This window comes from Amycolatopsis sp. 195334CR (assembly GCF_017309385.1).
In the GTDB taxonomy this organism is placed as follows: domain Bacteria; phylum Actinomycetota; class Actinomycetes; order Mycobacteriales; family Pseudonocardiaceae; genus Amycolatopsis.
The window spans coordinates 2,897,393-2,920,368 of the sequence record NZ_JAFJMJ010000001.1; the positions used below are offsets into that span (position 1 = coordinate 2,897,393).

Below are 22,976 nucleotides of genomic sequence, written 5' to 3' on the forward strand. Positions count from 1 at the left end.
GGACAGATGGAAGCGAAGTACCTGAACGTGGCGGATGCCGCTGTCTACCTCGGGACCTCGGTGCGCTTCGTCCGGCGGCTCGTGGCGGAACGGCGGATCGCCTTCCACAAGTTCGGCGCTCACGTGCGCCTGGCGGTCGAAGACCTGGAGACCTTCGTGGAGGCGTCCCGTGTGGAGCCGATCGAGGTCCGTTGGTTCGGCGGGAGGGCTGCGTGATGGCGAAGAAGGGAGGTCGTCGCCGGTTCGGCCTGGTGCGGCAACTGCCGTCGAAGCGCTGGCAGGCGTCGTTCATCGGGCCGAACAACAAGCGGCAGTACGCGCCGAACACCTTCCGCACGAAGACGGATGCGGATCGGTGGCTGGTCGGCGTGGAAGCGGACATCAGCCGTGGTGCCTGGCTGGATGACAAGCTCGGGCGCCAGCCGTTCGGCGAGTACGCGGACGCGTATCTGCGTGACAACCCGGACGTGGGCGACCGGTGGGAGGAGACTTGCCGCCGCAACATGCGGCTGCACATCGTCGAGCTTCTGGAGCTGCCGCTGATCGCGATTACTCCACCCGTGGTGCGGAGTTGGTACGCCAAGGCGCTCGCCGGGAAGGGTGGCAAGACGTCCATCGCGCAGTCATACCGGTTCCTGCGGGCGGTGATGAACGCCGCGAAGCGGGACGGGGCCATTTCGAACAACCCATGCCAGATCCCGGGCGCCGGGTCGGACAAGGCGAAGGAACGGGGCATCGCCACCCCGGCGCAGGTGGCCGAGGTGGTGGAGGCCATCACGCCGAGGTACCGGGCGGCTGTCCTGCTGGCGGCCTGGTGCGGCCTCCGACGAGGGGAGATCTGCGCCCTCCGGACTGAGGACGTCGACCTGGTGAACGGCGTGGTCTGGGTCCGGAAGAACCGGGTCGAGCTGCTGGAGAGGCCACTCACGTACGACAAGGACCCGAAGACGGACGCGGGTCTGCGGGACGTGGCGATTCCGCCTCACGTGCTGCCCTACCTGGTCGAACACATGCGGGAGTGGGCTGGGAAGGATCGGTTCTTCGTGGGCAAGGACGGTCGACCGATGCGGGGCAACGCGGTCTACCAGGCGTTTGTCCGGGCTCGGGACCGCGTGGGCCTGGCGGTGAGCTTCCACGACCTGCGGCACACGGGGCAGACCCTCGCCGCTTCGACCGGGGCCACGCTGGCGGACCTCAAGAAGCGGCTGGGCCACGCGTCGGCGGCTGCTGCGCTGCGGTACCTGCACGTGGTCGAAGGGCGGGATCGTGAGCTGGCAGGCCAGTTGAGCGAGCTGGCGGCCCGAGGTAGCGCCGTGAAGCTCCCGAAGACGATCGTGGTTAGGCACTGAGGAAATGCTGTACCGTCAGCGCCAGGAGCTGCGAAAACAGGGATATGACGCGTCCAGTCCAGCAGCTTCGGGGCTGTGCGCTGTCCAGTGGTCATCGCCGCTGTCCACAAGCCAGAATGTTGACTATTCAAGGTCATCTCTGGTTCTGGCGTCGGCGGTCCGTACCCTAGACTGCGCGATCCCCGCTGTGTCCAGGCGACGTCGCATGGGCCCGTGGTTGCAGCCACCGGGCCCTTCTATCTGTAACCAGTCGGCTACCCTAAGTGACCTTGCTTCCCTTTGTGGTCGCGGTGCGTCAGAATTGGTCTGTCTCGCGCGGCCGGAGCTGCAACTTCGGCGGCAGTTTGCTGAGGCACGTTGCCTGGACACGTTTTAGCCGAGAGGATCACGCAAGATGCCGTTTTTTCGCAGAAGGCAGCCCTGCATGCCCAACATCGAACCTCCTCAAGTTGAGAACCCTCTTGGTTCGGTAGTTATCGTTATCTTGATTCAGTTATTTGCTGGCTTTCTGGTGCTTCGGGGGTATCCCTTAGAGGTGGCGCTAGCTGCGTCCGCTGCAAGTTGGATACTCGCGTATCAATTGGGAAGCAGGTCCAGTAGGTTCAATCTGCGCCCGGTGGGTTGATCATGGTGGCCGCGCGCAAGTGCTTCATTTTTGTTGAGGTCGGCCAATCGGGTCAGCTTGCGTGTGGTCGCCAGTTCAAAGTCATGATTCGGTGCATGCTATGACAGAATCCGTGCGGGCTTTGGTTGAAGAGCTTAAGGTTCTTCGCAAGGGTAGAGGGATTGCGGCAAGTCAACTTTCTGATCGAATTGGACCTGTTGCTCGTCGCTTGAGCGGCATGTCGTCCGGTGACGACAATGCTGAGGTTAGAAGAAAACTGGTCCAGTGGATGCAAAATCTTGCCGAATTGCTGCCTGTTGATTCAGCGCAAATGATACGCGGAGCCTTCGGTATTCAGGGTACCTCAAGCCCGTTCTATCAGGATCGAGTGCGTCAGCTTGCGATTTCAATGGACCGGGATGACCGTACGGTCCGCAGGAGGATCGATGACGCCATAGAGCAGATGGCGCAACTGGCTCACTCGTCTGTTGGGTCGAATAGCTCGCAATTGAAAGATCGTAGTTGGCATACTGAAGAACTGCGAGTGGCATTGATTTTAGACTTAGACACGCCTGAGGTCTTTGAAACTCGTAGGATTATTATCGATGCCGATGAGCTCGCCGAAGTCGACTTCGCCTTAACTGCCGATGTGAGCAGGTCGACCAAGGCGGAGTCCCCGAAGCTTCCTGTTGAAATCGACATGATATACGGTGGGACGTTGTATTTTCGAGTGATGGAGTCGAGTGATCGGGCTCGCATGATGCTTCGATTACCGATGCCGCTGCGCCGCGGTGCGCTTCACGAATTTGGTCTTCGGATGCGAGTGCCGGGGCCGCCGGAGGAACTGCACTACGTTTGTGTTCCGCGTAAGCAATGCGACTTCTTTGACTTGCGAGTCCGTTTTGGGAAAGAATGTCCAGAATCGGTCGATTTGATCGAATCTGCCTTTCAGGGAGACATACGCGATCCTTATGTTAAGAATGAAAAAATTATCCCAGATGGTGCGGGCGAAGTTCATGTTCAATTTCGCAGCTTGACCCCGGGATTTGCCTACGGGATCAGGTGGAGTGAGTCGTCGAGTGGGCTTCAAGCCCACTGACCAGTCGGGGTGACTTGATCGACTGATGCACGCAAGGTGCACAAGTCAGGGATGCATGTCTTCTGACCTGCTGTAACGTCTGCGCCTGAAAAGCGGAAGGTCGCCGGTTCGACCCCGGCCCTGGCCACCACTCCACGAACCGTCCTGACTCCGGTCAGGGCGGTTTTTTCGTGCCCGGGATCCGGCGGGTCCTCTTGCCGCCGTTGATCGGGGCTGGTGGCTTCCTGTGCCCGCGGTGGCCCGTCGCTTGTCGGCGAACGGAGCCGTGGCCGCTGCTTCCCAGCCGCCGGGAGCCGGGGGTGGCGTGGGAATTCCACCGGGGGTTTTCCCAGGTCCACGGGCGGTTCGGCTGTGTGATCGGGTGTGGGCCGTTCGGGTTGGGGTGGGGGGTGCCGACGGGTGAAATGTGGGGGTGGGTCGTGGCGGGTGGGGGTGCCGGGGCTCAACATCGGTACGTCCGAGGTAGGACGCGACGAGGCTGCTGGGAGTGCCGTGATGACCGCTCGGTACCGCGTGGAGGAGGATGCGCTCGGCAGGGTGGAGATCCCCTTCCAGGCGTACTACGGCGTCCAATCCGAGCGCGCGCGGCGCAACTTCGCCGTGTCCGGGCAGACGCTGGGGGCCCAGCCCGGGCTGGTCGGCGCGATCGCCGAAGTGAAGAAAGCCGCGGCACTGGCGAACCTCGACGCCGGTGTCCTGCGTGAACCGGTCGCCGAGGCGATCTGCCAGGCCGCCGACGAGGTGGTCGCCGGGCTCCTCGGCCCGGAGGAGTTCCCGGTCGACGTGCTCAGCGCCGGCGGCGGGGTCTCGCCCAACATGAACGTCAACGAGGTGCTCGCCAACCGCGCCAACGAACTGCTCTCCGGCCGCCGCGGCTACGAGTTCGTGCACCCGGCCAACCACGTCAATGCCGGACAGTCCACATCGGACGCGATGGCCACCGCGGTCAACATCGCGCTGCACCGCGACATCGTGCGGCTCAAGGAGTCCGTCGGCTACCTGGCCGGCGTGCTGGAGCAGAAGATCGAGGAATACCGCGACACCGTCAAGCTCTCCCGCACCTGCCTCCACGACGCCGTCCCGGTCACCTTCGGCCAGGCCTTCAGCGCGTACCTCGCCGTCGCGCGCCGCGGGGGTGAGCGGCTGACCGACGCCGCCGAGCACTGCCTCGAAGTGCCGATGGGCGGCACCATCGCCGGCACCGGGCTCGGCGTCGGCGCCCGCTACCTGGACCGGATCTACCCGCGCCTGCGGGAAACCACCGGCCTGGAACTCCGCAGGCACACCAACTTCTTCGACGCCTTCCAGAACGGCGACGTCTTCCAGTACGTCTCCACCGTGTTCAAGGCGCTCGCCTGCGGCCTGATGAAGGTCGCCAGGGACCTCCGCATCCTGGCCAGCGGCACCGAGGTCCGGCTGCCCGCGGTCCAGCCCGGTTCGGCGTACACCCCGGGCAACGTCAGCCCGGTGATGGCCGATCTGGTGGTCCAGGTCGGCTTCCAGGTCTGCGGCAACGACACCGTGGTCACCATGGCCGTCGAGGGCGCGGAGCTGGACTTCAACGCGTGGACCGCGGTGATCGCCAAGAACCTCTTCGAGTCGGCGCACCTGCTGACCAACGCCATGCCGTTGTTCGCCGACAAGTGCCTCCGCGGACTGGAGATCGACGCGGAAGCCAACCGCCGCCACGCCGAGGAAGCCCTGGGACTGTCCACTGTGGTCGGCGGGGTGTTCGGCCACGACGCCGGAATCCGCGCCGCCCAGCACGCCGCCGATCGCGGGGTGTCGGTCAAGGAAGCCGTGGTGGAACTCGGGATCGCGCCCCGGGCCACGGCGGAGCGGTTGCTCGACCCGATGGTGCTGACCGACGCCGCGCGCAGCGCCAACCTCCTCGACCAGATGGTGGCCGACGAGCGGTCGGCGACCAGGGCACTGGTGCACGGACTGGCCACCGAAGCCCGCCAGGCCATCTTCCACGCGGCCCGCCTGGTAGCCCGAGCGGACGAAGACGTGTCCCGCCAAGAGGAGCAAGCGCTCAAGGTGGTGGCCGAGGCGTTGGGACTCAACGGGGTGCCGGTGGCCGAGAGCGAGGAGCTCGTCCCGGTGGCGATCGCGACGCTGTCGGCGGCGGACCGTGAGCTCGTCTACGCCGCGGCGGCGTGGCTCGCCGGCGCCGATTCGGTGACCGAGGCACGCGAGGTCGCGTTGCTGAGCCAGCTCAGCGAGGAACTGGACCTGGCTCCGGAAGTGGTGACCGTGCTCCAGGCCAAAGTGGACGCCCTGCTCGAGCAGCGCCGCAAGTACCTGCCCCGCTCCGAGCAGTTGCCCTGGTGGGAGGAGTTCGGGGACCTCCTGCGACGGTTGCTGGAGGCATGAAGAAGGGCGCGGGGCCGTCGTGATGACCCCGCGCCCTTGCTTCAGTTGCCGCTACTTGTGGTCGTACGCCCCGGTGCTCGGCGTCCAGGTGATGAAGCCGCCCTGGTAGTTCTGCCTGCGCCAGGTCGGCTGACCGGCCACGGTGTACTCACTGCTGGTCGGGTACCCGAGGTAGCCCTTCTCCCAGCCCAGTGACGCCCACTTGTTCTTGATCTGGCAGCACATCGACTGCGCGCCGTACGACGGCGTCCAGTAGATCGAGCCGTTGTTCGAGAAGTGGTTGTACCGGCCGATGGTGTCCGGCGTCATCAGCTCGTCGGTCACCGGGTAACCGAGGAAGCCCCCGGCACCACCGTCGAAGTACCAGCGGTCCCGGATCTGCGACATGATCGACCACGCCCCGCTGCCCGGCGAGTTGTAGTGCCAGTAGATCGAGGCGTAGTTGCTGAAGTTGTTGTAGCGCCCGCCGTTCGGGCCCACCAGCTCGTCGGTGATCGGCATGCCGAGCACCCCGGTCGCGCCACCCATTGCCAGCCACTTCGACCGGATCTGGGAGTAGACCGCCGCGGTGCCGTTGCCCGGCGTGGTCGGCAGCCAGTAGATCGACGCGTTGTTGGTGAAGTCGACGAACTGCCCGCCACCGGTCGGCGTGGCCACTTGGTCGGTCGCCGGGTAGCCGAGAATGCCGCCCTCCCAGCCCATCCAGCCCCACTTGTCCCGGATCGGCCCGCCGATGCTGTGCGCACCGGTGCCCGGGGTCCAGTAGATCGACCAGTTGCCGGTGAACGCGTTGTAGCGGCCGACGCCGTCCGGCGTGCCCGTCTCGTCGTTCTGCGGCGGGCCGAGTGCCTGGTGCCCGCCGAGGGCCAGGTACTTGGTCAGGATGTGGCCGTAGATGGCCACCGCGCCGGTCTGCGGCGAGGAGTACAGGCGACCCCGCTCGTAGGCCCGGTAGCGGACGTTGCCGTCCTTGACCTCGGCCGCGGTCGGGTTGCCGAGCAGCCCGCGCACCGTCGCGTCGGAGCTGTAGCGGCTGTCGATCGGGGTCAGGTAGGTCGCGTTCACCACGGTGTCCGCGCCGGGCATGGTGAACGCCCGCGAGAGGTTCGTCGAACCGTTGTCCCACTTGGAGAAGGACGCGATGCCGTCGGTGGCCTTCGCCCCGGCGATCAGGTTCGGCGTGGCGCCCTCGGTCACCATCGCCACGTTCCCGTTGCTCTCGCCGGAGATGACCAGCGACGCCGGGAAGTTGCTCTTCAGCGTGAGCTTGAACTCGTTCGGCTTGGCCACGTAGGTCTTGGTGGCCGTGACGCCCTGCGAGTCGGTCACCTTCGCGGTGAAGTCGATGCGCGAGTCGGTGTGCTTGGTGAACGGCATCGAGAACGAGCCGCCGGTGCCACCCGCGTCGGGGTGGGTGTGGCAGGTGGTTTCCTCGGCGCAGTGCACGATGTCCGAGGTCCAGGTGATGGTCAGCGGACCGTCCTCGGCGTCCGTCGCGGTGCCGCTGAGGTTGACCGGTTCGTCCACCTTGAACTTCTTGGTGTCGCCCGGGGTGGTCAGCGTGATCACCGGCGAGTGGTTCGACGGGGCCACGGTGAGCGTGGCGGTGCCGGTGCCGTTCGACTTGTCCTTCACGGTCAGCGTGGCGGTGAACTTCGCCGGGCTGGCCGGGTAGGTGTGCGAGACGGTGGCGCCGGTGCCGGTGGTGCCGTCACCGAAGTTCCAGGTGTAGGTCAGGTCGCTGGCCGGGCCGTCGAAGTCCATCGACTTGGTGGCGTCGAAGCTGACCGTGCGGGTGGCCGGGTCGGTGGTGCTGGTGGCCTTCGCGACCGGCGCGATGTTGCCGGTGACGTAGACGATCCGGCGCACGTTGCCCGAGGCGATGTCGGCGTAGACCACGTCGCCGTTGGTCGCCGCGCCGAACTCCACCGGGCCGCCGAGGCCGGTGCCGAACGGCGCGTCGGCCGCCGGTGCCTGGACCAGCTGGCCCTGGGCGTTGTACTTCAGCGTCCAGATGCGCTGGCTGACGTAGTCGCCGTAGAAGAACTGGCCCTTGTAGGCCGCGGGGTAGCTGTCACCGGTGTAGACGAACCCGGCGACCACGGAGTTGCCCTGGCCCGGCGCCATGCCGTGCTGGTAGGTCCACAGTGGTGGGTTGTTGGTCACCCCGTTGCACTGCGGTTGCGTGCTGTAGCCGGGGGTCGGGCCGTTGCCCTCGAAGCAGGGCCACGAGTAGTTGCCGCCCGGGACCACGTAGTTGAGCTCTTCCCAGGTGCCCCAGCCGACGTCGCCGACCACCGGCAGGCCGCTGGTCTTGTCCAGCGAGAGCCGGAACGGGTTGCGGAAGCCGCTGGCGAAGACCTTGCTCTTGGCGGAGTTCGGGTTGGCCGCGTCGTAGTACGGGTTCTCCGGCACCCCCGCGCCGGACGGGGTGATGCGCAGGATCTTGCCGTAGACCGAGTTCAGGTCCTGCGCGCGGAACGCCTCGGCGTGCCAGGTGTCGGTGTCGGTGTTGTCCCCCACCGAGACCCACAGGTTGCCGGTCGCGTCGGCGACCATGCCGGAGGCGCTGTGCAGCTGGATGGTGCCGGGGACGTCGAGCAGGATCTGCTCGTTGGCCAGCCCGGTCGGCTCGGTGGTGCCGGTGACCGTCCAGCGCGAGATCCGGCTGGTGAAGCCGGACGGCGTGGGAATGGTCCTGGCCAGGTAGATCTGCTTGGACGTGGCGTAGTCGGGCGCGATCTCGAGGCCGGTGAGGCCGATGTCGCAGCAGCTGCTGACCGGCAGGTGGATCAGCTGCTTCGGTCCGTTGGGACCGACCCACTTCACGTCGCCGGTCTTGCCGGTGGCGATGAACGAGTCGTCGGGCAGGTAGCCGAAGTCGGTCAGGTTCCAGGCCCCCAGCCCGGTTCCGGTGTCCTGCAGGGCGAAACCCGGTGGCAGCTTGAGCGGCTCACCGGGATTCGGTGGTTGCGCGACCGCGACCTGGGTCGCCGGGACGGCGACGGCCAGGCCGGCCGCGAGCAGAGCTGAGCAGGCGAAGCCGAGCGCAGCCCTCCCCAGGCTGGAAAGTCTCATGTGGGCCCCCTTCAGAGCGTCGAACTCTTCTCGCTCGAAAGGGTGATTTCGTTGCAGGAATCCGGGCTGGTTATCGAATTGTGACGAGGGCGTCAGCTCGGTGAAAAGCGATTCCCCAGCTCAATCGAGTCAGTTGTCCGGATCGGGGGGATTTGCCCACCGAAGTCAGAGCCCGACAAAATCCGCCATCTGCCCAGTGGTATAAGCGAAGAACGAGTCGGCAGGGTCCACGCTGCCGACGTACTGCCCGTTGAGTTCGAAGCTGATCATGCCGAACAACTGGGTCCAGGAGATCAGCATCCGGGTGATCAGGTCCGGGGTGAGGTCGTTGCCGAGCGCGCCGAGCAGGGTGGTCGCCTGCGCGCGGAGTTCGGCGGGCAGCGGCGGGGCCGGCGGCGGGGTGACGTGGGCGCTCCTGATCACGTGCACCAGCGCCATCGCTACGCGGGCCGCGGGCATGACGGTGTCCTGCGGGGCCTGGTAGCCGGGGATCGGCGAGCCGTAGATGAGCGCGTACTCGTGCGGGTGGGCGCGGGCCCAGGCGCGGGTGGCGGCCCAGATGTCGAGCCAGCGCTGGCGGGGGGCGAAGCGGTGGTCGTCGGCGGCCTCGGCGGCGGCGCCGATGGCGTCGTAGGCGTCGATGATCAGCGCGGTGAGGAGGTGGTCGCGGCTGGGGAAGTAGCGGTAGAGGGCCGAGGAGACCATGCCGAGCTCGCGGGCGACGGCGCGGAGGGAGAGGCCGGCGCCGCCGGCTTCGGCTAGTTGCCTGCGGGCTTCCTCCTTGATCTCCCTGGTGAGTTCGGCCCTGGCCCGGTCACGGGCGGTACGCGTTGCCGGCATGCGGATCACTGTAGCGCTTCGAGAGCGCTGCACCAATTCGAGAGCACTGCTCTTGACTCGGAGCGCCCCCGCGTGTTCACTGCTCTTAAACGAGAGCACTGCTCTCGGAACCGTCTGAGGAGGCTTTCGATGAGCAACGCCACTCCTGCCGCTGACCGGGGCACTGCTGCGGGTGCCGCTGGTCCGGCCGCCCTTGCGGGTGCCGCTGGTACGGCCGCCCCTGCGGGGGTAGCTGGTCCGGCCGCCATCACGGGGGCCGCTGGTCCGGCTGCCATCACGGGGGCCACTGCCACCACGGCTGTCGCTGGTCCGGCCGCCGCGGCGGGGGCCGCCGACATCGCGGCTGTCGCTGGTCCGGTCGCCGCGGCGGGTGCCACTGACGCTGCAGGTGTCGTTGGTCCGGCTGACGCCGCGGGTGCCGCAGGCATAGCGGCTGTCGCTGGCCCGAGTGTCGCCGAGGCTGGCGCTCCGGCGGTGGCTGGCAAGAGAGCGACGGCGACCAAGGGGGCTGAAGCCGGTAGCGGTGCCTCCGCCGCCAGTCGCTATCAGGAGCCTGGGGTGGGCACCAAGGTGTTCAACCGGATCGTCACCACGTTGACGCGGCTTGGGGTCAGCGTTTGGGGTAGCCGCGAGCTGCAGGTGCGCGGGCGCAAGTCCGGCGAGTGGCGCACTGTGCCGGTCAATCTGCTCACCTTCGAGGGCGAGCGCTACCTCGTCGCCCCGCGGGGGCGGACGCAGTGGGTGCGCAACCTCCGCGTCTCCGGGGAAGGGCGATTGCGCGTCGGTAGGCGGATTGAGGAGTTTCGCGCCGTTGAATTGTCTGACGACGAGAAGCCCGAATTGCTCCGCGCCTATTTGAAGCGCTGGAAATTCGAGGTCGGCGTTTTCTTCCATGGAGTCGACGCGAATTCGCCGGAAGCCGAACTGCGGCGCATTGCTCCTGGTTATCCGGTTTTCCGGGTGGGTTAACACGAACGGATGAGGCTGCCGTTCCGATCTTTCCCGGCGCCCCCTGCCTGCTTACGCTGATCGCCCGACTGGGCGGGAGCGCGAAGATGAACAGCAGAAGATGGCGTCGTTGGGTGGTACTCGGAGCGCTGGCCACACTGGCCTGCCTGCTGACTTCGTGCGTTGGGGTGGCGTCGGCCGCCACCACGCACTTCGTCGGTGACTACGTCTGGCTCGACACCGATCGCAACGGTCTCCAAGACCCGGGCGAACCGCCGGTCGAGGGGGTCCGGGCGACGCTCTACGACGGAGCCGGGAACACCGTCGAGACCACGCGCAGCGCGGAGAACGGGCGCTACCTGTTCGGCGACCTGCCCGACGGCACCTACCACGTGTGTTTCGCCCTCGGTGAGTTGCCGGAGGAGGTTGGGGACTTCCGGTTGACCGCGATGAACGCGGGCAACGACGAGGTGGACTCGGATGTCGACCCGGCCACCGGCTGCACAAAGCCGGCGCTCACCTCGACCGACCTGACCCTGGACGCCGGCCTCGCCGCCCCCGGCAACGAACTCGGCGACTACGTCTGGCTCGACCAAAACGGCGACGGCCTGCAAACCGCGGAGCAGCCGACGCGCGGGGGCGAGGCGCCGCGGGCCTCGGCGGGGGCGATGCGCGAAGGCGAGGGGCCGCAGGTTTCGGCGGAGTCGTCGGTGGTGGGAGTGCGCGCAGGCGAGGGGGCGCAGGTCGCGGAGGAGCCGCCGGTTGAGGGGGTTCGTGTGACCCTGCACCACGGCGACGGCACCCCGACCGGGTTCGCCGTGAGTACTGGGCCTGACGGCCGCTACGGCTTCAGCAACCTCCCCGACGGCACCTACCTGGTCTGCTTCGACCTCGCCGGGCGCCTTGCCACCACCCCGAACGCGGGCGACGACGCCCACGACTCCGACGCCGATCCGACAACCGGCTGCACCGAGGCGGTGACCCTCGGCCTGGGCGCCCGCCAGGACCTCAAGCTGGATCTGGGCTTGCTCCCAGCGCCTGGTACGCCACCAGCTTCGCCCTGATCTCCTCCGGCGGCACCTTCTTCGTGAGCGTCTTCTCGTCGACGAACACGTAGCGGTTCGTCCCGATCGCCACGGTTTCCTCACCGCGCCAGATTTCGAATTCCAGCACCAGCGACGTGGTGCCCAGATGCGCGATGCGCACGCCGACCACCAGCTCGTCCTCGAACCGCAGGGCACGCAGGTAGCGCACGTTCGACTCGGCCACCACAAAATCCACGCCGTGGTCGTTCAGCCCGGTGGACTTCCCGAGCACCGCGGCCAAGAACTCGAAACTCGCCATGTCGAAGTACGCGAGGTAGTTCGCGTTGAACACCACACCCTGCGGATCGCATTCGTGGTACCGCACCCGCAGCGGCATCCGGACCGGTTCCATGATCCGACCCTAACCGAGACGGCGGTCCCGCAACCAGACGTTGAGCCAGCCGATCGACCGCAGGTGCACCGAGCGCACCGGCACGGGCACCACCTCCGCCAGCCGCAGCACCCGGCAGAACCGGTCGAACCGGACCTGCTGCCGTTCCGTCCACTGTAGACCCAAAGCACCACGCAGCGCGGGCGGTAGCGTGCCGCCGATCATGAAGAGCTGGAACCGGTGCTGTGCCCGGCGCAACCGAGTCCACAGTGGAGCAGGCAGCCACCGCCACGGGTTCGGCACCGTGCGGATGGTTTCCAGCAACGTCTCGATGGCCGGGTTCGGGCCGAAGCCTTCGACCATCTCCGCGTAGTACCGCTCGAACGCGGACCAGTCCGGCGGCAGGTCGCGTTCCCGCAGGCCGAGGATCCGGCCGATGTCGCACATCTGCGCGTAGTACTCGGCCAGCTCGTCGGCCGGGATCTCGCGACCGAAGAACCGTTGCGCGTCAACGGGAAGCATCACGAGCGTGGCGTGCACCCAGGCGTAGGCCGCCGGGTTCAGCGCGCTGTACCGCCGCCCGCTGAAGTCCGTCCCGGTGAACGGGCGGTGCAACTCGCGCAACCGCTGGGCCTCGTACAACGCCCCGCGACGACCGCCGTACACGCAGATCGACAGCGAACCGGCCGTCCGCATCAACCGCGTCCACGGGTCCTCGCGGTATTCCGAGTGGTCCTGCACCCCCGCGCCCACCACCGGGTGCGCGACCTGCAGCAACAACACCTGCCCGGCGAGCAGCGACCCGCGGAAGTCCCCGAAGTACTTCCACGCGGCCGTGCCGCGCAACACCGGCGGCGCGTGCACGAGCGGGACCATGAACCCCAGCCTAGGCGCCTGAACCGCGGATCAACATGGTCAGCGCGGTGGACGCCGGGGTGGCCGGCGCCTCGCCGGTGGCCAGGCGCCGCAGTTGCAGACCGGCGATCAACGCGACCACCGGACCCGCCAGGCGTTGCGGATCCGGTACGCCCAACGCGGCGAGAATGGTGGTGGCCAGCTCGTCGTACGCGGCGAAGCAGCGTTGCGTGGCGTCCCGCAGTTCCGGATCACGCCCGGCCTGGAGGTACAGCTCCAGCGGCGCGATGTCGTCGGTGGTGAACGTCATCTGCTCCAGCACCTGCTCCACCGCGGCCGCCGCCTGCTCGACCGAAATGCCGTCCGTGCGGTGGGTATCGGCGAGCCCCGTCAGCTTCTTGGCCTCCTCCGAGGCGAAGAGCAGCATGGCCTCGTGCAGCAGTTCGGTCTGGCTCGGGAAGTGGTAGGTCAGCGAGCCGAGCGAAACCCCGGCCTCGGCGACGATCCGCCGGTTCGTCAGCCCGGCTACGCCCTGCTCCCCGACCACCTTCAACGCCGCGCGCAGGACGGCCTCGCGTGCGCTCATTCCGGCGGCCGTCGATCCTGCCAGCGCTCCACCGATTCCAGCTGCGCGGCCAGCGAGATCAGCAGTTGCTCCGACTCGCCGGGCCCGAGCAGCTGGGCCCCGAGCGGCAGGCCGGACCCGGTCAGCCCGGCCGGCACGTTCACCCCCGGCCAGCCCAGCACGTTCCACGGCCACGCGTACGGGCAGGCCGCGATCATCGCCTGGTCGGTGGCCCAGCCGGACAGCCCGTCGAAGCTCCCGATCCGGGGCGGCGGGGTGGCCGTGGTCGGCGTGAGCAGCACGTCGACCTTGCGGAACACCGCGCCGATCTGCAGGCGCAGCAAGGGTTCCGTGGCCTTCGCCAGGCGCAGCGCCGGGCCGGCCAGCGCGGTGCCGTGCCGCGCGTTGGCCCTGGTGCGCGGGTCGAGCAGCGCACCGTCGGGGACCCGGCGGCACCAGTCGCGGACGCCGGTGAGCGAGCGCGGCAGGAAGTTCAGCCCGACCATGCCGTAGTTCGGCTCGATCTCGACGATCTCGTGGCCCAGCCCGGCCAGCGACTCCGCCAGCCGCTCGACCGCCCGGCGCACTTCGGGATCGAGCCGCGTGCGGGTGGCGGTGAACGCGATCCGGGTGGACAGGCCGATCCGCAGCTTGCCGGGTTCGCGCTCGGCGGCGGTGCGGAACATGCTGGTGGTGCCGGTCGCCGCGTCGAGCAGGGCGGCCGCGTCGGCGACCGTCCTGGCCAGCGGCCCGAGCACGGTCAACCCGTGGAACAGCTCGGGATCCGGTGCGGTCGGCACGCGGCCGCGGTGCGGTTTGATGCCGACCAGGTTCGTCCACGCCGACGGGATGCGGATCGAGCCGGCGCCGTCCGAACCGAGTGCCGCGGGCACCAGCCCGGCGGCCACCGCGGCGGCCGAACCGCCCGACGAGCCGCCGGGGGTGTACTCGAGCTGCCACGGGTTGCGCGTCGCGCCGAACTCCGGGCCTTCGGTGAACGGCCACTGGCCCAGTTCGGGGGTGTTCGTCTTGCCGACGATCACCGCGCCCGCGTGGCGGAGGTTGCGCACCACGGCGGAATCGGCCCGTGCCAACGGGAATTCACCACAGCAGCCGAACGCGGTGGGCTGGCCGGCGATGTCGACGTCGTCCTTGATCGCCAGCGGCACGCCGAGCAGCGGGGCGCGGTTTCCCTTGGCGAGCAACGCGTCGGCGCGAGCCGCGTCGGCCAGCGCGTCCTCGGTGCGCAGCCGCCGGAACGCGTTGAGCCGGGGCTGGGCGGCTTCGATGCGCTTGAGCGCGGCCTCGGTCAGCTCGACCGAGGTCACCTCGCCCGCCGCCAGGCGCGCGGCCTGCTCCAGCAAGCCGGGAAACGTGAGCGTGCCGGTCATCGCGACCTCCTCGTTCGTTCGAACGAACGATACCAGCCGTCTGGCAAACTGGCAGCCATGACGCTCGATCGGTTCCCCCGCGTTCACCTCGGTACCTGGCCGACCCCGCTGGAGGAGGCGCCCCGGCTGAGCGAGGCGCTCGGCACCACCGTGCTGCTCAAGCGGGACGACGTGAACGGGCTGGGCGTCGGCGGCAACAAGCTGCGCAAGCTGGAGTTCCTGCTCGGGCAGGCGCTGGCCGACGGGGCCGACACGGTGATCACCTTCGGCGCGTTGCAGACCAACCACGGCCGCCAGACCGCCGCCGCGTGCGCGAAGCTCGGGCTGCGCTGCGAGCTGGTGCTGACCGCCAAGGTCCCGCGCGACGGGGACGCCTACGAACGGTCGGGCAACATCATCCTCGACCACCTCTTCGGCGCGAACGTCCACCGCTGCGCGGACGCCGAGGAAACCGGCGCCACCTACGACCGGCTCGTCGCGGAGGCGGCGGCCGACGGCCGGAAGGTGGCGACGCTGCCGGTCGGCGGCTCGGACGCGGTGGGCCTGCTGGGCTACGTCGCGGCTGCCGAGGAAATCCGCAGGCAGCTCACCGGGCCCGCGCGAATCGTTGTGGCACAAGGCAGTGGCGGTACCGCGGCCGGTCTCGCGCTCGGCTGGGGCGGCAGGCTGGACGTCGCGTGCGTCGGGCACGACGCGGCCGAATCGGCGGAAACCCTGAGCGCGCTCGTCGCCGACGGCGCGAAGCACCTCGGCATCGACGCCCCGGCGCTGGACCACGTGCGGATCACCGATCGCACCTTCGGCCCCGGCTACGGTGTGCCGACCGACGAGGTGTGGGAGGCGTTGCGGCTGTTCGGGCGGACCGAAGGCGTGGTGCTCGACCCGGTCTACACGGGCAAGGCCGCGGCGGCGCTGATCGCCGAACCGCGGCCGGAGGAAGGGCCCGTGGTGTTCTGGCACACCGGTGGCCTGCCCGGGGTTTTCGGGTACGGCCCGGAGGCGCTCACCGCGTTCAGCTGATCGACTTCGCCGATCGGGAAGCGGCGAGCGCGAGCGCGCCGAGCAGGGCGAAACCGGTGCCGAACGAGATCCGCTGGGCGAACCCGACCGGGACCACGGTGTTGATCCACTCCAGCGGTGGAATGTCCCTGGTGATGTAACTGAGGCCGAACAAGAACAGCCCGCCGGCATAGACCACGCAGATCCGGTTGAGCAGAATCCGGGTGTGCTCGAGTTCGACTCGTTCCCGCAACGACATTCCGATACCGGGAAGACACAAAAACGCGATCAGGCTCGCGTATTGGTGCACCACGCCGGCGGCGACGTCACCGCCGGAATCCAGCGTGGCCGGGAAGAAAGCGGCCAGGCTGAGCCCGAGCGCGGTCGCCCCGAACAGGATGTAGGTGGTCAGCCCCAGCCGCATCCCGGTGGCGCGCAGGGCACCGAGCACGGCGATCGTGCCGACCGCGAGGGAAAGCAGCGCGGCTTCCAGCATTCCGCCACCGCGCTCCGAATGCGCATAACTGCTCAGCGTGTCCGTCACCGGATTTCTCGCGCTGACCGCGTGCAAAATGATCAGGGTGAACAACGCCCACCCGATCGCCGCACTCGCGATGACCACCCAGCGCCTCGCCCTGGCCGCGGTGATCGCGGGTGCGGCGAGTTTTCTCGCCCCTGGATTCCCCATGCGGGAATAGTCCCGCTTTCCCGGCTCGGTGAGATCCGGGTAAGTCCCTGATATCCCCCGAATTGACTACCGCCTACCGGAAGTCGAGCACCGCCAGCGCCTGGTCGTCGTGCCGCTTCGGCCTGGGCCACCGGATCCGGTCGGGGTCGCCCTCCTCGGCTTCGCGAACGGCTTTGAGCACCGCGTGCGCGCCGCGGTCCCGCGCCAGCGCGCGGGCTTGCGGCCAGTCGAAGAGGTGGTAGTCGTCGACGCCGGTGGACACGCCGTCGGTGGCCATCAACACGGTTTCCACCACCGGCAGCGGCCAGCTCGCGGTGACCGCCTTGCCCGCCGCGGTGGGATCGGCTTCGGCGACCCAGAACCCGCCCTCGGCGTTGCGCCGCACGCGGACGTCGTGGCCGGTCTGGAGTTTGCCGTCCCCGCGCAGGGAAGCGATGCGGTCGTCGGCGAGCAACTGCGGCCCGGACCGCCCGAACACCACGATCGGGCTGTCCGCGAGCACCAGACCGTCGAGCCGGTCCTCGGTCCAGCGCACGATGGCCACCGTGCTCGACGGCGAAGCTCCCGGGCGCAGGCCGTTTTCCTCGGCCACCGCGGTGATCGAGGCGGCGAGTACGGCGGCGAGATCGGCCTCGGGCGCGGCACGCAGACCCTCCGCGAGACGGGCCGAGAGCAGTCCGGCGTACCAGCCGCCGCTGGGCACGTCCGGGCTCGGCGCGGTGGCGCCGTCGAGCAGCACCACCGCGTTGTCCAGAACCAGGAGGTGGTCCTCGCTCGGGCGCGGACACCCGTCCGCCCCGACGCCTGCCTGTTCGGCGACCTCGATCACGGGCATGCGCCGACGATAGCCGTCAACGGCGGTTGACAACGCCGGATTGTCAATCTACGTTGACATCATGACGGAAGCGACGGATCTGGCCGAGCGGGCGGGCGACCGCGATCCCCGGGTGGGATTGCGCGCGGTCGCGGCGCTCCGCCGGTTGCTGGAACAACTGGAAGCGGTGCAGGTGCGCAGTGCGCGGGTGCACGGCTGGTCGTGGCAGGAGATCGCCGGTGAGCTGGGCGTGACCCGCCAGGCCGTGCACAAGAAGTACGGGAGGAGCTGAGATGTTCGAACGATTCACCGTCGGCGCGCGCCTGAGCGTGGTCGGCGCGCAGGAGGTGGCGCGCGACGCGGGCGCCGGGGAGATCGGGCCCGAGCACCTGCTGATCGCCTTGCGCGGCAACGCCGACGGCCCGGTCGCGGAACTGCTCGACGCGCGGTTGCCCGACCAGGCCGGGCTGATCGCGCAGTTCGAGGAGATCCGACGGCGCGGCGGGCTCAGCGACGCCGACACCGAAGCGCTGGAGCAACTGGGGATCGACGTGTTCAAGATCGTCGACGCGGTCGAGCGCTCGCACGGCGAATACGCACTCGCGGGCCGCGCGCCGCAGTCCCGCCGCCGGTTGAGGCACCTGCCGTTCACCAGGGAGGCCAAGGCCGCGCTCGAAGGGAGTCTGCGCGAGGCGACGGAAATGGGTGACCGCCACATCGGCAGCGAGCACCTGCTGCTCGCGCTGACCGTGCAACCGGGTCTCGCCGCCGACCAGCTCGCCGCGCACGGCATCACCGTCGCGAGCGTGCGGCTGGCGCTATCCCGCCGTCGTACCGCGTGAGCGCGGCCGCCAGGCCACGTAGCCGAGCATCCACTGGGTGAGCGGGCCGATCGAGACCGCGTAGAGCACGGTGCCCAGGCCGACGGTGCCGCCGAGCAACCAGCCGCCCGCCAGCACGACGATCTCGATCAGCGTCCGCACCAGGCGGACCGACCAGCCGGTGCGGGCGGCCAGGCCGGTCATCAGCCCGTCGCGCGGGCCGGGGCCGAGGCGGGCGCCGACGTAGGTGGCGGTGGCGAGCGCGTTCAGCACCACCCCGCCGACCAGCAGCACCACCTGCCAGAACAGGTCGTGCTGATCGGGCAGCACCAGGCGCACCGCGTCCACGGTGACCGAGATGATCAGCACGTTGGCCACGGTGCCGATGCCGGGCCGCTGGCGGAGCGGGATCCACAGCAGCAGCACGACCAGTGACGCGATCCCGGTGACCGTGCCGAACGACAGGCCGACCTGCTTCATCACGCCTTCGTGCAGCACGTCCCACGGGTCCAGCCCGAGGCCGGCTCGAGTCAGCATGGCCATGCTCGCGCCGTAGAGCGCGAGTCCGCCGATCAGCTGCGGGAAGCGCCGTCCGGGATCGACGGTCGCCTTGACGGGGTGCAATTCCAACTGGGCCACATGTCCCACTATCGGAAAGAGTGGCTCGATTTACCATGGCCAATTGGCAATAATTGGCCTTATGAACGAAGCACTCCCACCAGGTGGACGGGTATCCGGCAGTCGACTGGCCACCATGCTGGGGGTGTGGCGGAAGAGCGGCTCGCGGCAGGGCGCGGCCGACCTCGCCGCGGCCATCGAACTGCAGGTGTTCGACGGCCAGCTCCCGCTGGGCACCCGGCTGCCCGCCGAGCGGGAGCTGGCCGAGGCACTCGGGGCGAGCCGGACCATGGTCGGCGCCGCGCTGGACCGGCTGCGCGCGGACGGCGTGGTGGCCAGCAGGCGCGGCTCCGGCTCGTGGATCACTTCCCCGCGCAAGGCGCTTCCGGACGCCGAGCCGTCCGGGCGCGGCCTGATCGACTTCGCGCGCGCGGCCCCGCCCGCGGTCGCCGGGCTCATCCCCGCGGTGGACTCGGCGAGGAACCTGCTCGCCGCGGAACTGCCCGAGCACGGGTACTTCGACCAGGGCCTGCCGTTGCTGCGGGAGCGCATCGCGGCGCGGTTCACCGCCCGCGGCCTGCCCACCACGCCGGACGAGGTGATGATCACCAACGGCGCGCACCACGCGTTCGTGCTGGCCCTGCGCATGCTCGCCGGGCCGGGCGACCGGGTGCTGGTCGAGCAGCCGACCTATCCGAACGCGCTGGAGGCGATCCGCGGGGTGCACGCCACCGCCGTCCCGGTCGCGCTCGGCGACGGCGGCTGGGACCTCGACGGCATCGAGGCGGTGCTGCGGCAGGCCTCGCCCCGGCTGGCCTACCTGGTGGTCGACTTCCACAACCCGACCGGGCACCGGCTCGACGCGGCCGGGCGCGAACGGCTCGGTTCGCTGCTGACCCGCGCCCGCACGCCGGCCGTGATCGACGAAACCCTGGTGGAACTGGATTTGGAGGGTGATCCGCTCGACGGGCCGCCGCCGCTGGGGAGGTTCGCGCCGGACTGGACGATCACCATCGGCTCGGCGTCGAAATCGCACTGGGGCGGCCTGCGGATCGGCTGGATGCGGGCCCCGGAGGAGCTGCTCGGGCGGCTGCGGTCGGCCCGGTACGCGATCGACCTCGGTTCACCGGTGCTGGAGCAGCTGATCTTCGCGGAACTGCTCGCCGATCCGCGGCCACGACTGGCCGAGCGGCGCGGCGAGCTGCGCGACCGGCGGGACGCGCTGGTCGGAGCGCTGCGGTGGTACTGCCCGGACTGGGAGTTCCTCGTGCCCGCCGGCGGGCTTTCGGTGTGGTGCAAGCTGCCCGAGCCGATGAGCACGCGGCTGGCGGTGACCGCGGCGAACCACGGACTGCAGATCGCGCCGGGTTCGCGCTTCGGCGTGCACGGCGGCCTCGAACGACGGCTGCGGTTGCCGTTCGCGCTGCCTGCGGACCAGATCCACGACGCCGTCCGGCGGCTGAGCACGGCAGCGGCGGCGGTCCGCGGCTGCGACCGGTCCGGATTGGACGTGCCGGTGGCCTGAACCAGCCGCGAAAACACGATGCGGCCGGTGCACTGGATTTGGTCCGTCGCTTCCAGGGAGGTGAAACGGCGATGGAATCCAGCGCACCGGCCGCACGGCCGCCGCAGCTTCCCGGCACAGCCCCTCGACGTGCCGGGAAGCGCGCGGCCTCAGGCTCGTACCGGGTGGTTGCCGCTGCTCGGCGCGGTGAGCAGCGGCGCCCGGTATGAGCCCGGTGCGGGCCCCGGCGTCGCAGGGGCAGTGCGACGCCGGGGCCAGGTCCCGAAACGGCCGGGCGCGGTCGGCCGAACGGGAAGCTTGATGGGCGAACGGAACAACGAAGACCCCGATGAATGGCGGAGGCAAAGGACTCCGAACAGCGCAACGCGGGAGAAGTTGATCTTGAACTGAACGCAGTTCTCCCCGCGGGACCGGGTGGGGTCAGTCGGGGGAGGTGGTCGGCAGGGCGGCGTCCCTGCCCGCACCGTCGGCCGCGTGGTCGCGGCTGGTGCCGATCAGCCGGAGCTGGGTCGTGCTGTCCGAAGAGGTCAGCACGCCGAAGTGACCCCGGCCGCCGTTGTTGTCCTGCCCCGGGTGGGCGGACGCGGAATGCCCGGCTGGTGCGCAGGGCGGTGCCGATGGCGCGCTGCCGCCCGGTGAACCGCCGCCACCGCCGGAACCGGCGCGCACCTTGGCGTCGTCGTCCGACTTGGGCGCGGGGGCCACGGGAGCGGGCGCGGGTTTGTCCTTGACCGGCGCGGTGACCGTGGTCAGCTGCGCGGGGGTGACCCTGGCGGGTTCCGGCTCGTCGGCCGGAGCTTCGGTGGTCCCGGTGGCGGCGGGCGCGTCGGCCGGCTCGACCACGGCGATCGTGCTAGTGCGGCCGCGCGCGTCGCCGGTGGCGGGCGCGGGCCAGGCGTCGAAACCGCTGTCCAGCTCGGGAATCGTGACCACGATGTCCGTGCCGCCGGGGCAGTGGTCGATCGGCGCCACGATGGGCGCGATGATCGGCTTGAGCACCGCGTCACCGACCGAGCCGACGGTGCTGGTGACCGCGTTGAGCACGCCGCCGACGGTGTTCACCAGGCCGCCGAGCAGGCCGCCGCCGCTGGACTGCGGCTTCACCGGCTCGGGCTCCGGCTCGTCCTCGACAGTCGAGGTGGCCGTGGTGGCCAGCGCGGTCGAGCTGGTCTCCGGCTCGGTGGTCTTCGGCGATTTCGCCTGCTGGGTACTGGTTTTCCCGGTCGACGGGGTGGCTTCCGGCTCGGCCGTCTCGGTGGACGGCTCCTCGGCGGGCTCGCTGGCCGCCGGGGCCGAAGTGGTCTCGGCGGTCACCGCGGCCGTGGTGGAGGACTGGCCGGTACCGCTGGAGGTGCTGGTGTCGTCGGCCCAGGCGGCCGAGCTGAAGGTGAAGGTGAGCGCGGCCCCGGCGACGGTGAGACCGGCGGTGACCAGGAACCGGCGCGCGGCAGCACGAACGGCGGAGCGGCGCTCCGTTTCCGTTGTGCTGTGCACCGCCATCACCACCGTCCTGGACCGGGTGCCCGGAAGATCGTCGGTTCGCTGGGGACGGGGGGAACTGTCGAAACCTGCGACGGACCCCCGGGTTCGCCTTCTTTCTAGCATTCGTGTGGAGTGTTTCACTTCGATCGCGTTCGATCCACCCCGGAAGGCGGAACAGGGCTACCGTGCCCGGTGGCTCTCCGCTGGTTGTTGATCACTCACCGTTGCCCACCCGGGGGTGCGCACGACCACCCGGTTGCGCTGAGTGTAACCAGCCGGCCCGCTTTCCGTGTCCGATTCGGACCCCGAGCACCGGGCGCGGCCTAGCCGGCCAACTTGTGCAGGCGCACGATCGCTTCGTCGAGCACCTCGTCCCGCTTACAGAAAGCGAACCTCAGCACGTGCTGCCACTCGTCCGGGTGGTCTGTGAACACCTTGACCGGAACGGCGGCCACGCCGACCCGTTCCGGCAGCTGCCAGGCCAGTTCCGCGGCGTCGGTGAAGCCGAGCGGACGCACGTCGGCGCAGATGAAGTAGGTCCCCGCGCTCGGCCGGACGGCGAACCCGGCCTCGGCCAGGCCGGCGGCGAGCCGGTCGCGCTTGGCCGACAGCGACCGCCGCAGCTGCTCGACCCACTCCAGTTCGTGCTCCAGCGCGTGGGCCACCGCCGGTTGCAGCGGGCCGCCGGAGACGAAGGTGATGAACTGCTTGGCCGCCTTCACCGCGGCCACCAGCTCGGGCGTCGAGCAGACCCAGCCGATCTTCCAGCCGGTGCAGTTGAACGTCTTCCCAGCGCTGGAGATGCCGACCGTGCGCTCGCGCATGCTGGGGAAACCGGCCAGCGGCAGGTGCTCGGCGTCGTCGAAGACCAGGTGCTCGTAGACCTCGTCGGTGATCGCGATCAGGTCGTGGTCCACGCAGATCGCGGCGAGCGCGGTCAGCTCGGCCGGGGTGAACACGGTGCCGGTCGGGTTGTGCGGCGAGTTGACCAGGATGGCCCGCGTCTTCGGGGTGACCGCCGCGCGCACGGCCTCGGTGTCCAGCGCGAACCGGCCGTCCCGCTCGACCAGCGAGACCACCCGCCGGGTGGCGCCCGCGAGCGCGACGGCGGCCGCGTACGAGTCGTAGTAGGGCTCGATCACGATCACCTCGTCGCCCGGCTGCGTGAGCGCGAGCAGGCTGGCGGCGATCGCCTCGGTGGCGCCGGCGGTGACGAGGATCTCGCCGTCGGGGTCGTAGTCGAGGCCGTAGCGGGCGCGGTGCGCGGAGATCGCCTTGCGCAGTTCGGGGCGGCCGGGACCCGGCGGGTACTGGTTCGCGCCCCCGAACAGCGCGTCCTTCGCCGCGTCGAGCATCCCGGCGGGGCCGTCGGTGTCGGGAAAGCCCTGGCCGAGGTTGACCGCCCCGGTGGCGGTGGCCAGTGCGGTCATCTCGGCGAAGATCGTCGAAGTGAACGGCTGCAGACGGGGGACGAGAGCTGGTTCGCGCACAAGGGTGAATCTTCACGG

The 22,976-nt window shown here is 69.2% G+C and carries 21 protein-coding genes; 10 read left to right on the forward strand and 11 right to left on the reverse strand.

Going from position 1 to position 22,976, the window contains the following annotated elements:
- The first annotated feature begins 6 nt into the window (after positions 1-6).
- The 4 genes from JYK18_RS14185 (at position 7) to JYK18_RS14200 (ending at position 5,428) form a co-directional block, all read left to right on the forward strand.
- On the forward strand, positions 7-216 hold the full coding sequence (locus tag JYK18_RS14185; RefSeq protein ID WP_206802517.1) for a helix-turn-helix domain-containing protein: 210 nt from the start codon (positions 7-9) through the stop codon (positions 214-216).
- Positions 216-1,349: a site-specific integrase gene (locus JYK18_RS14190; protein ID WP_206802518.1), complete on the forward strand. Its 1,134-nt coding sequence runs from the start codon at positions 216-218 to the stop codon at positions 1,347-1,349. Before JYK18_RS14185 ends, JYK18_RS14190 begins: the two co-directional genes overlap by 1 nt.
- Before the next feature lie 725 nt (positions 1,350-2,074).
- Positions 2,075-3,052, forward strand: a complete 978-nt coding sequence (locus tag JYK18_RS14195) for a hypothetical protein (protein WP_242579111.1) — start codon at positions 2,075-2,077, stop codon at positions 3,050-3,052.
- A 495-nt stretch (positions 3,053-3,547) separates the two neighbouring features.
- Positions 3,548-5,428, forward strand: coding sequence for a lyase family protein (locus tag JYK18_RS14200; RefSeq protein WP_206802519.1), 1,881 nt, complete (start codon positions 3,548-3,550; stop codon positions 5,426-5,428).
- Between the two features lie 51 nt (positions 5,429-5,479).
- On the opposite strand, the gene JYK18_RS14205 is transcribed toward JYK18_RS14200, so the two are convergent.
- Positions 5,480-8,506 carry a PQQ-dependent sugar dehydrogenase gene (locus JYK18_RS14205; RefSeq protein ID WP_206802520.1) on the reverse strand — a complete coding sequence of 1,009 codons (3,027 nt, stop codon included), beginning with the start codon at positions 8,504-8,506 and terminating at the stop codon, positions 5,480-5,482.
- A gap of 165 nt (positions 8,507-8,671) precedes the next feature.
- Positions 8,672-9,346: a TetR/AcrR family transcriptional regulator gene (locus JYK18_RS14210; protein WP_206802521.1), complete on the reverse strand. Its 675-nt coding sequence runs from the start codon at positions 9,344-9,346 to the stop codon at positions 8,672-8,674.
- A 558-nt stretch (positions 9,347-9,904) separates the two neighbouring features.
- On the opposite strand from JYK18_RS14210, the gene JYK18_RS46685 reads away from it, so the two are divergent.
- Together JYK18_RS46685 and JYK18_RS14220 are read left to right on the forward strand one after the other, a co-directional pair.
- On the forward strand, positions 9,905-10,315 hold the full coding sequence (locus JYK18_RS46685; RefSeq protein ID WP_307795905.1) for a nitroreductase family deazaflavin-dependent oxidoreductase: 411 nt from the start codon (positions 9,905-9,907) through the stop codon (positions 10,313-10,315).
- Between the two features lie 86 nt (positions 10,316-10,401).
- Complete coding sequence (locus tag JYK18_RS14220; RefSeq protein WP_206802523.1) at positions 10,402-11,358, forward strand: SdrD B-like domain-containing protein; 957 nt, start codon at positions 10,402-10,404, stop codon at positions 11,356-11,358.
- Here the strand turns inward: JYK18_RS14220 and JYK18_RS14225 are convergent.
- From JYK18_RS14225 to JYK18_RS14240, 4 genes are read right to left on the reverse strand one after another with little or no spacing between them, the layout of a single operon-like run.
- Positions 11,303-11,731 carry a thioesterase family protein gene (locus JYK18_RS14225; RefSeq protein WP_206802524.1) on the reverse strand — a complete coding sequence of 143 codons (429 nt, stop codon included), beginning with the start codon at positions 11,729-11,731 and terminating at the stop codon, positions 11,303-11,305. The genes JYK18_RS14220 and JYK18_RS14225 overlap by 56 nt on opposite strands.
- A 9-nt stretch (positions 11,732-11,740) precedes the next feature.
- On the reverse strand, positions 11,741-12,586 hold the full coding sequence (locus JYK18_RS14230; protein WP_206802525.1) for an oxygenase MpaB family protein: 846 nt from the start codon (positions 12,584-12,586) through the stop codon (positions 11,741-11,743).
- A gap of 10 nt (positions 12,587-12,596) precedes the next feature.
- Positions 12,597-13,151: a TetR/AcrR family transcriptional regulator gene (locus tag JYK18_RS14235; RefSeq protein WP_206802526.1), complete on the reverse strand. Its 555-nt coding sequence runs from the start codon at positions 13,149-13,151 to the stop codon at positions 12,597-12,599.
- Positions 13,148-14,521: an amidase gene (locus tag JYK18_RS14240; RefSeq protein WP_206802527.1), complete on the reverse strand. Its 1,374-nt coding sequence runs from the start codon at positions 14,519-14,521 to the stop codon at positions 13,148-13,150. The genes JYK18_RS14235 and JYK18_RS14240 overlap by 4 nt, the downstream gene beginning before the upstream one ends.
- A gap of 57 nt (positions 14,522-14,578) precedes the next feature.
- Here JYK18_RS14240 and JYK18_RS14245 point away from each other — a divergent pair, with 57 nt between their 5' ends.
- Positions 14,579-15,541 carry a D-cysteine desulfhydrase family protein gene (locus JYK18_RS14245; protein ID WP_206802528.1) on the forward strand — a complete coding sequence of 321 codons (963 nt, stop codon included), beginning with the start codon at positions 14,579-14,581 and terminating at the stop codon, positions 15,539-15,541.
- Here JYK18_RS14245 and JYK18_RS14250 read toward each other — a convergent pair.
- Together JYK18_RS14250 and JYK18_RS14255 are read right to left on the reverse strand one after the other, a co-directional pair.
- Positions 15,534-16,208, reverse strand: coding sequence for a DUF998 domain-containing protein (locus JYK18_RS14250; protein WP_206802529.1), 675 nt, complete (start codon positions 16,206-16,208; stop codon positions 15,534-15,536). The two genes, JYK18_RS14245 and JYK18_RS14250, sit on opposite strands and share 8 nt — an antisense overlap.
- A 73-nt stretch (positions 16,209-16,281) precedes the next feature.
- On the reverse strand, positions 16,282-17,043 hold the full coding sequence (locus tag JYK18_RS14255) for a hypothetical protein (protein ID WP_206802530.1): 762 nt from the start codon (positions 17,041-17,043) through the stop codon (positions 16,282-16,284).
- Positions 17,044-17,104: 61 nt separating this feature from the next.
- Here JYK18_RS14255 and JYK18_RS14260 point away from each other — a divergent pair, with 61 nt between their 5' ends.
- Positions 17,105-17,314, forward strand: a complete 210-nt coding sequence (locus tag JYK18_RS14260) for a helix-turn-helix domain-containing protein (protein WP_113695664.1) — start codon at positions 17,105-17,107, stop codon at positions 17,312-17,314.
- A gap of 1 nt (position 17,315) precedes the next feature.
- A complete protein-coding gene (locus tag JYK18_RS14265) occupies positions 17,316-17,864 on the forward strand; it encodes a Clp protease N-terminal domain-containing protein (RefSeq protein ID WP_206802531.1) in 549 nt (182 codons plus the stop codon).
- On the opposite strand, the gene JYK18_RS14270 is transcribed toward JYK18_RS14265, so the two are convergent.
- The gene (locus JYK18_RS14270) at positions 17,841-18,482 is read right to left on the reverse strand and encodes a YitT family protein (protein ID WP_206802532.1); all 642 of its coding nucleotides are present in this window, start codon (positions 18,480-18,482) and stop codon (positions 17,841-17,843) included. The genes JYK18_RS14265 and JYK18_RS14270 overlap by 24 nt on opposite strands.
- A gap of 61 nt (positions 18,483-18,543) precedes the next feature.
- On the opposite strand from JYK18_RS14270, the gene JYK18_RS14275 reads away from it, so the two are divergent.
- Positions 18,544-19,986, forward strand: coding sequence for a PLP-dependent aminotransferase family protein (locus tag JYK18_RS14275; protein WP_206802533.1), 1,443 nt, complete (start codon positions 18,544-18,546; stop codon positions 19,984-19,986).
- A 420-nt stretch (positions 19,987-20,406) separates the two neighbouring features.
- Here the strand turns inward: JYK18_RS14275 and JYK18_RS14280 are convergent, their stop codons facing one another.
- Both JYK18_RS14280 and JYK18_RS14285 read right to left on the reverse strand, forming a co-directional pair.
- Complete coding sequence (locus JYK18_RS14280) at positions 20,407-21,480, reverse strand: hypothetical protein (RefSeq protein ID WP_206802534.1); 1,074 nt, start codon at positions 21,478-21,480, stop codon at positions 20,407-20,409.
- A 311-nt stretch (positions 21,481-21,791) separates the two neighbouring features.
- Positions 21,792-22,958, reverse strand: coding sequence for a pyridoxal phosphate-dependent aminotransferase (locus JYK18_RS14285; RefSeq protein ID WP_206802535.1), 1,167 nt, complete (start codon positions 22,956-22,958; stop codon positions 21,792-21,794).
- Positions 22,959-22,976 lie beyond the last annotated feature (18 nt).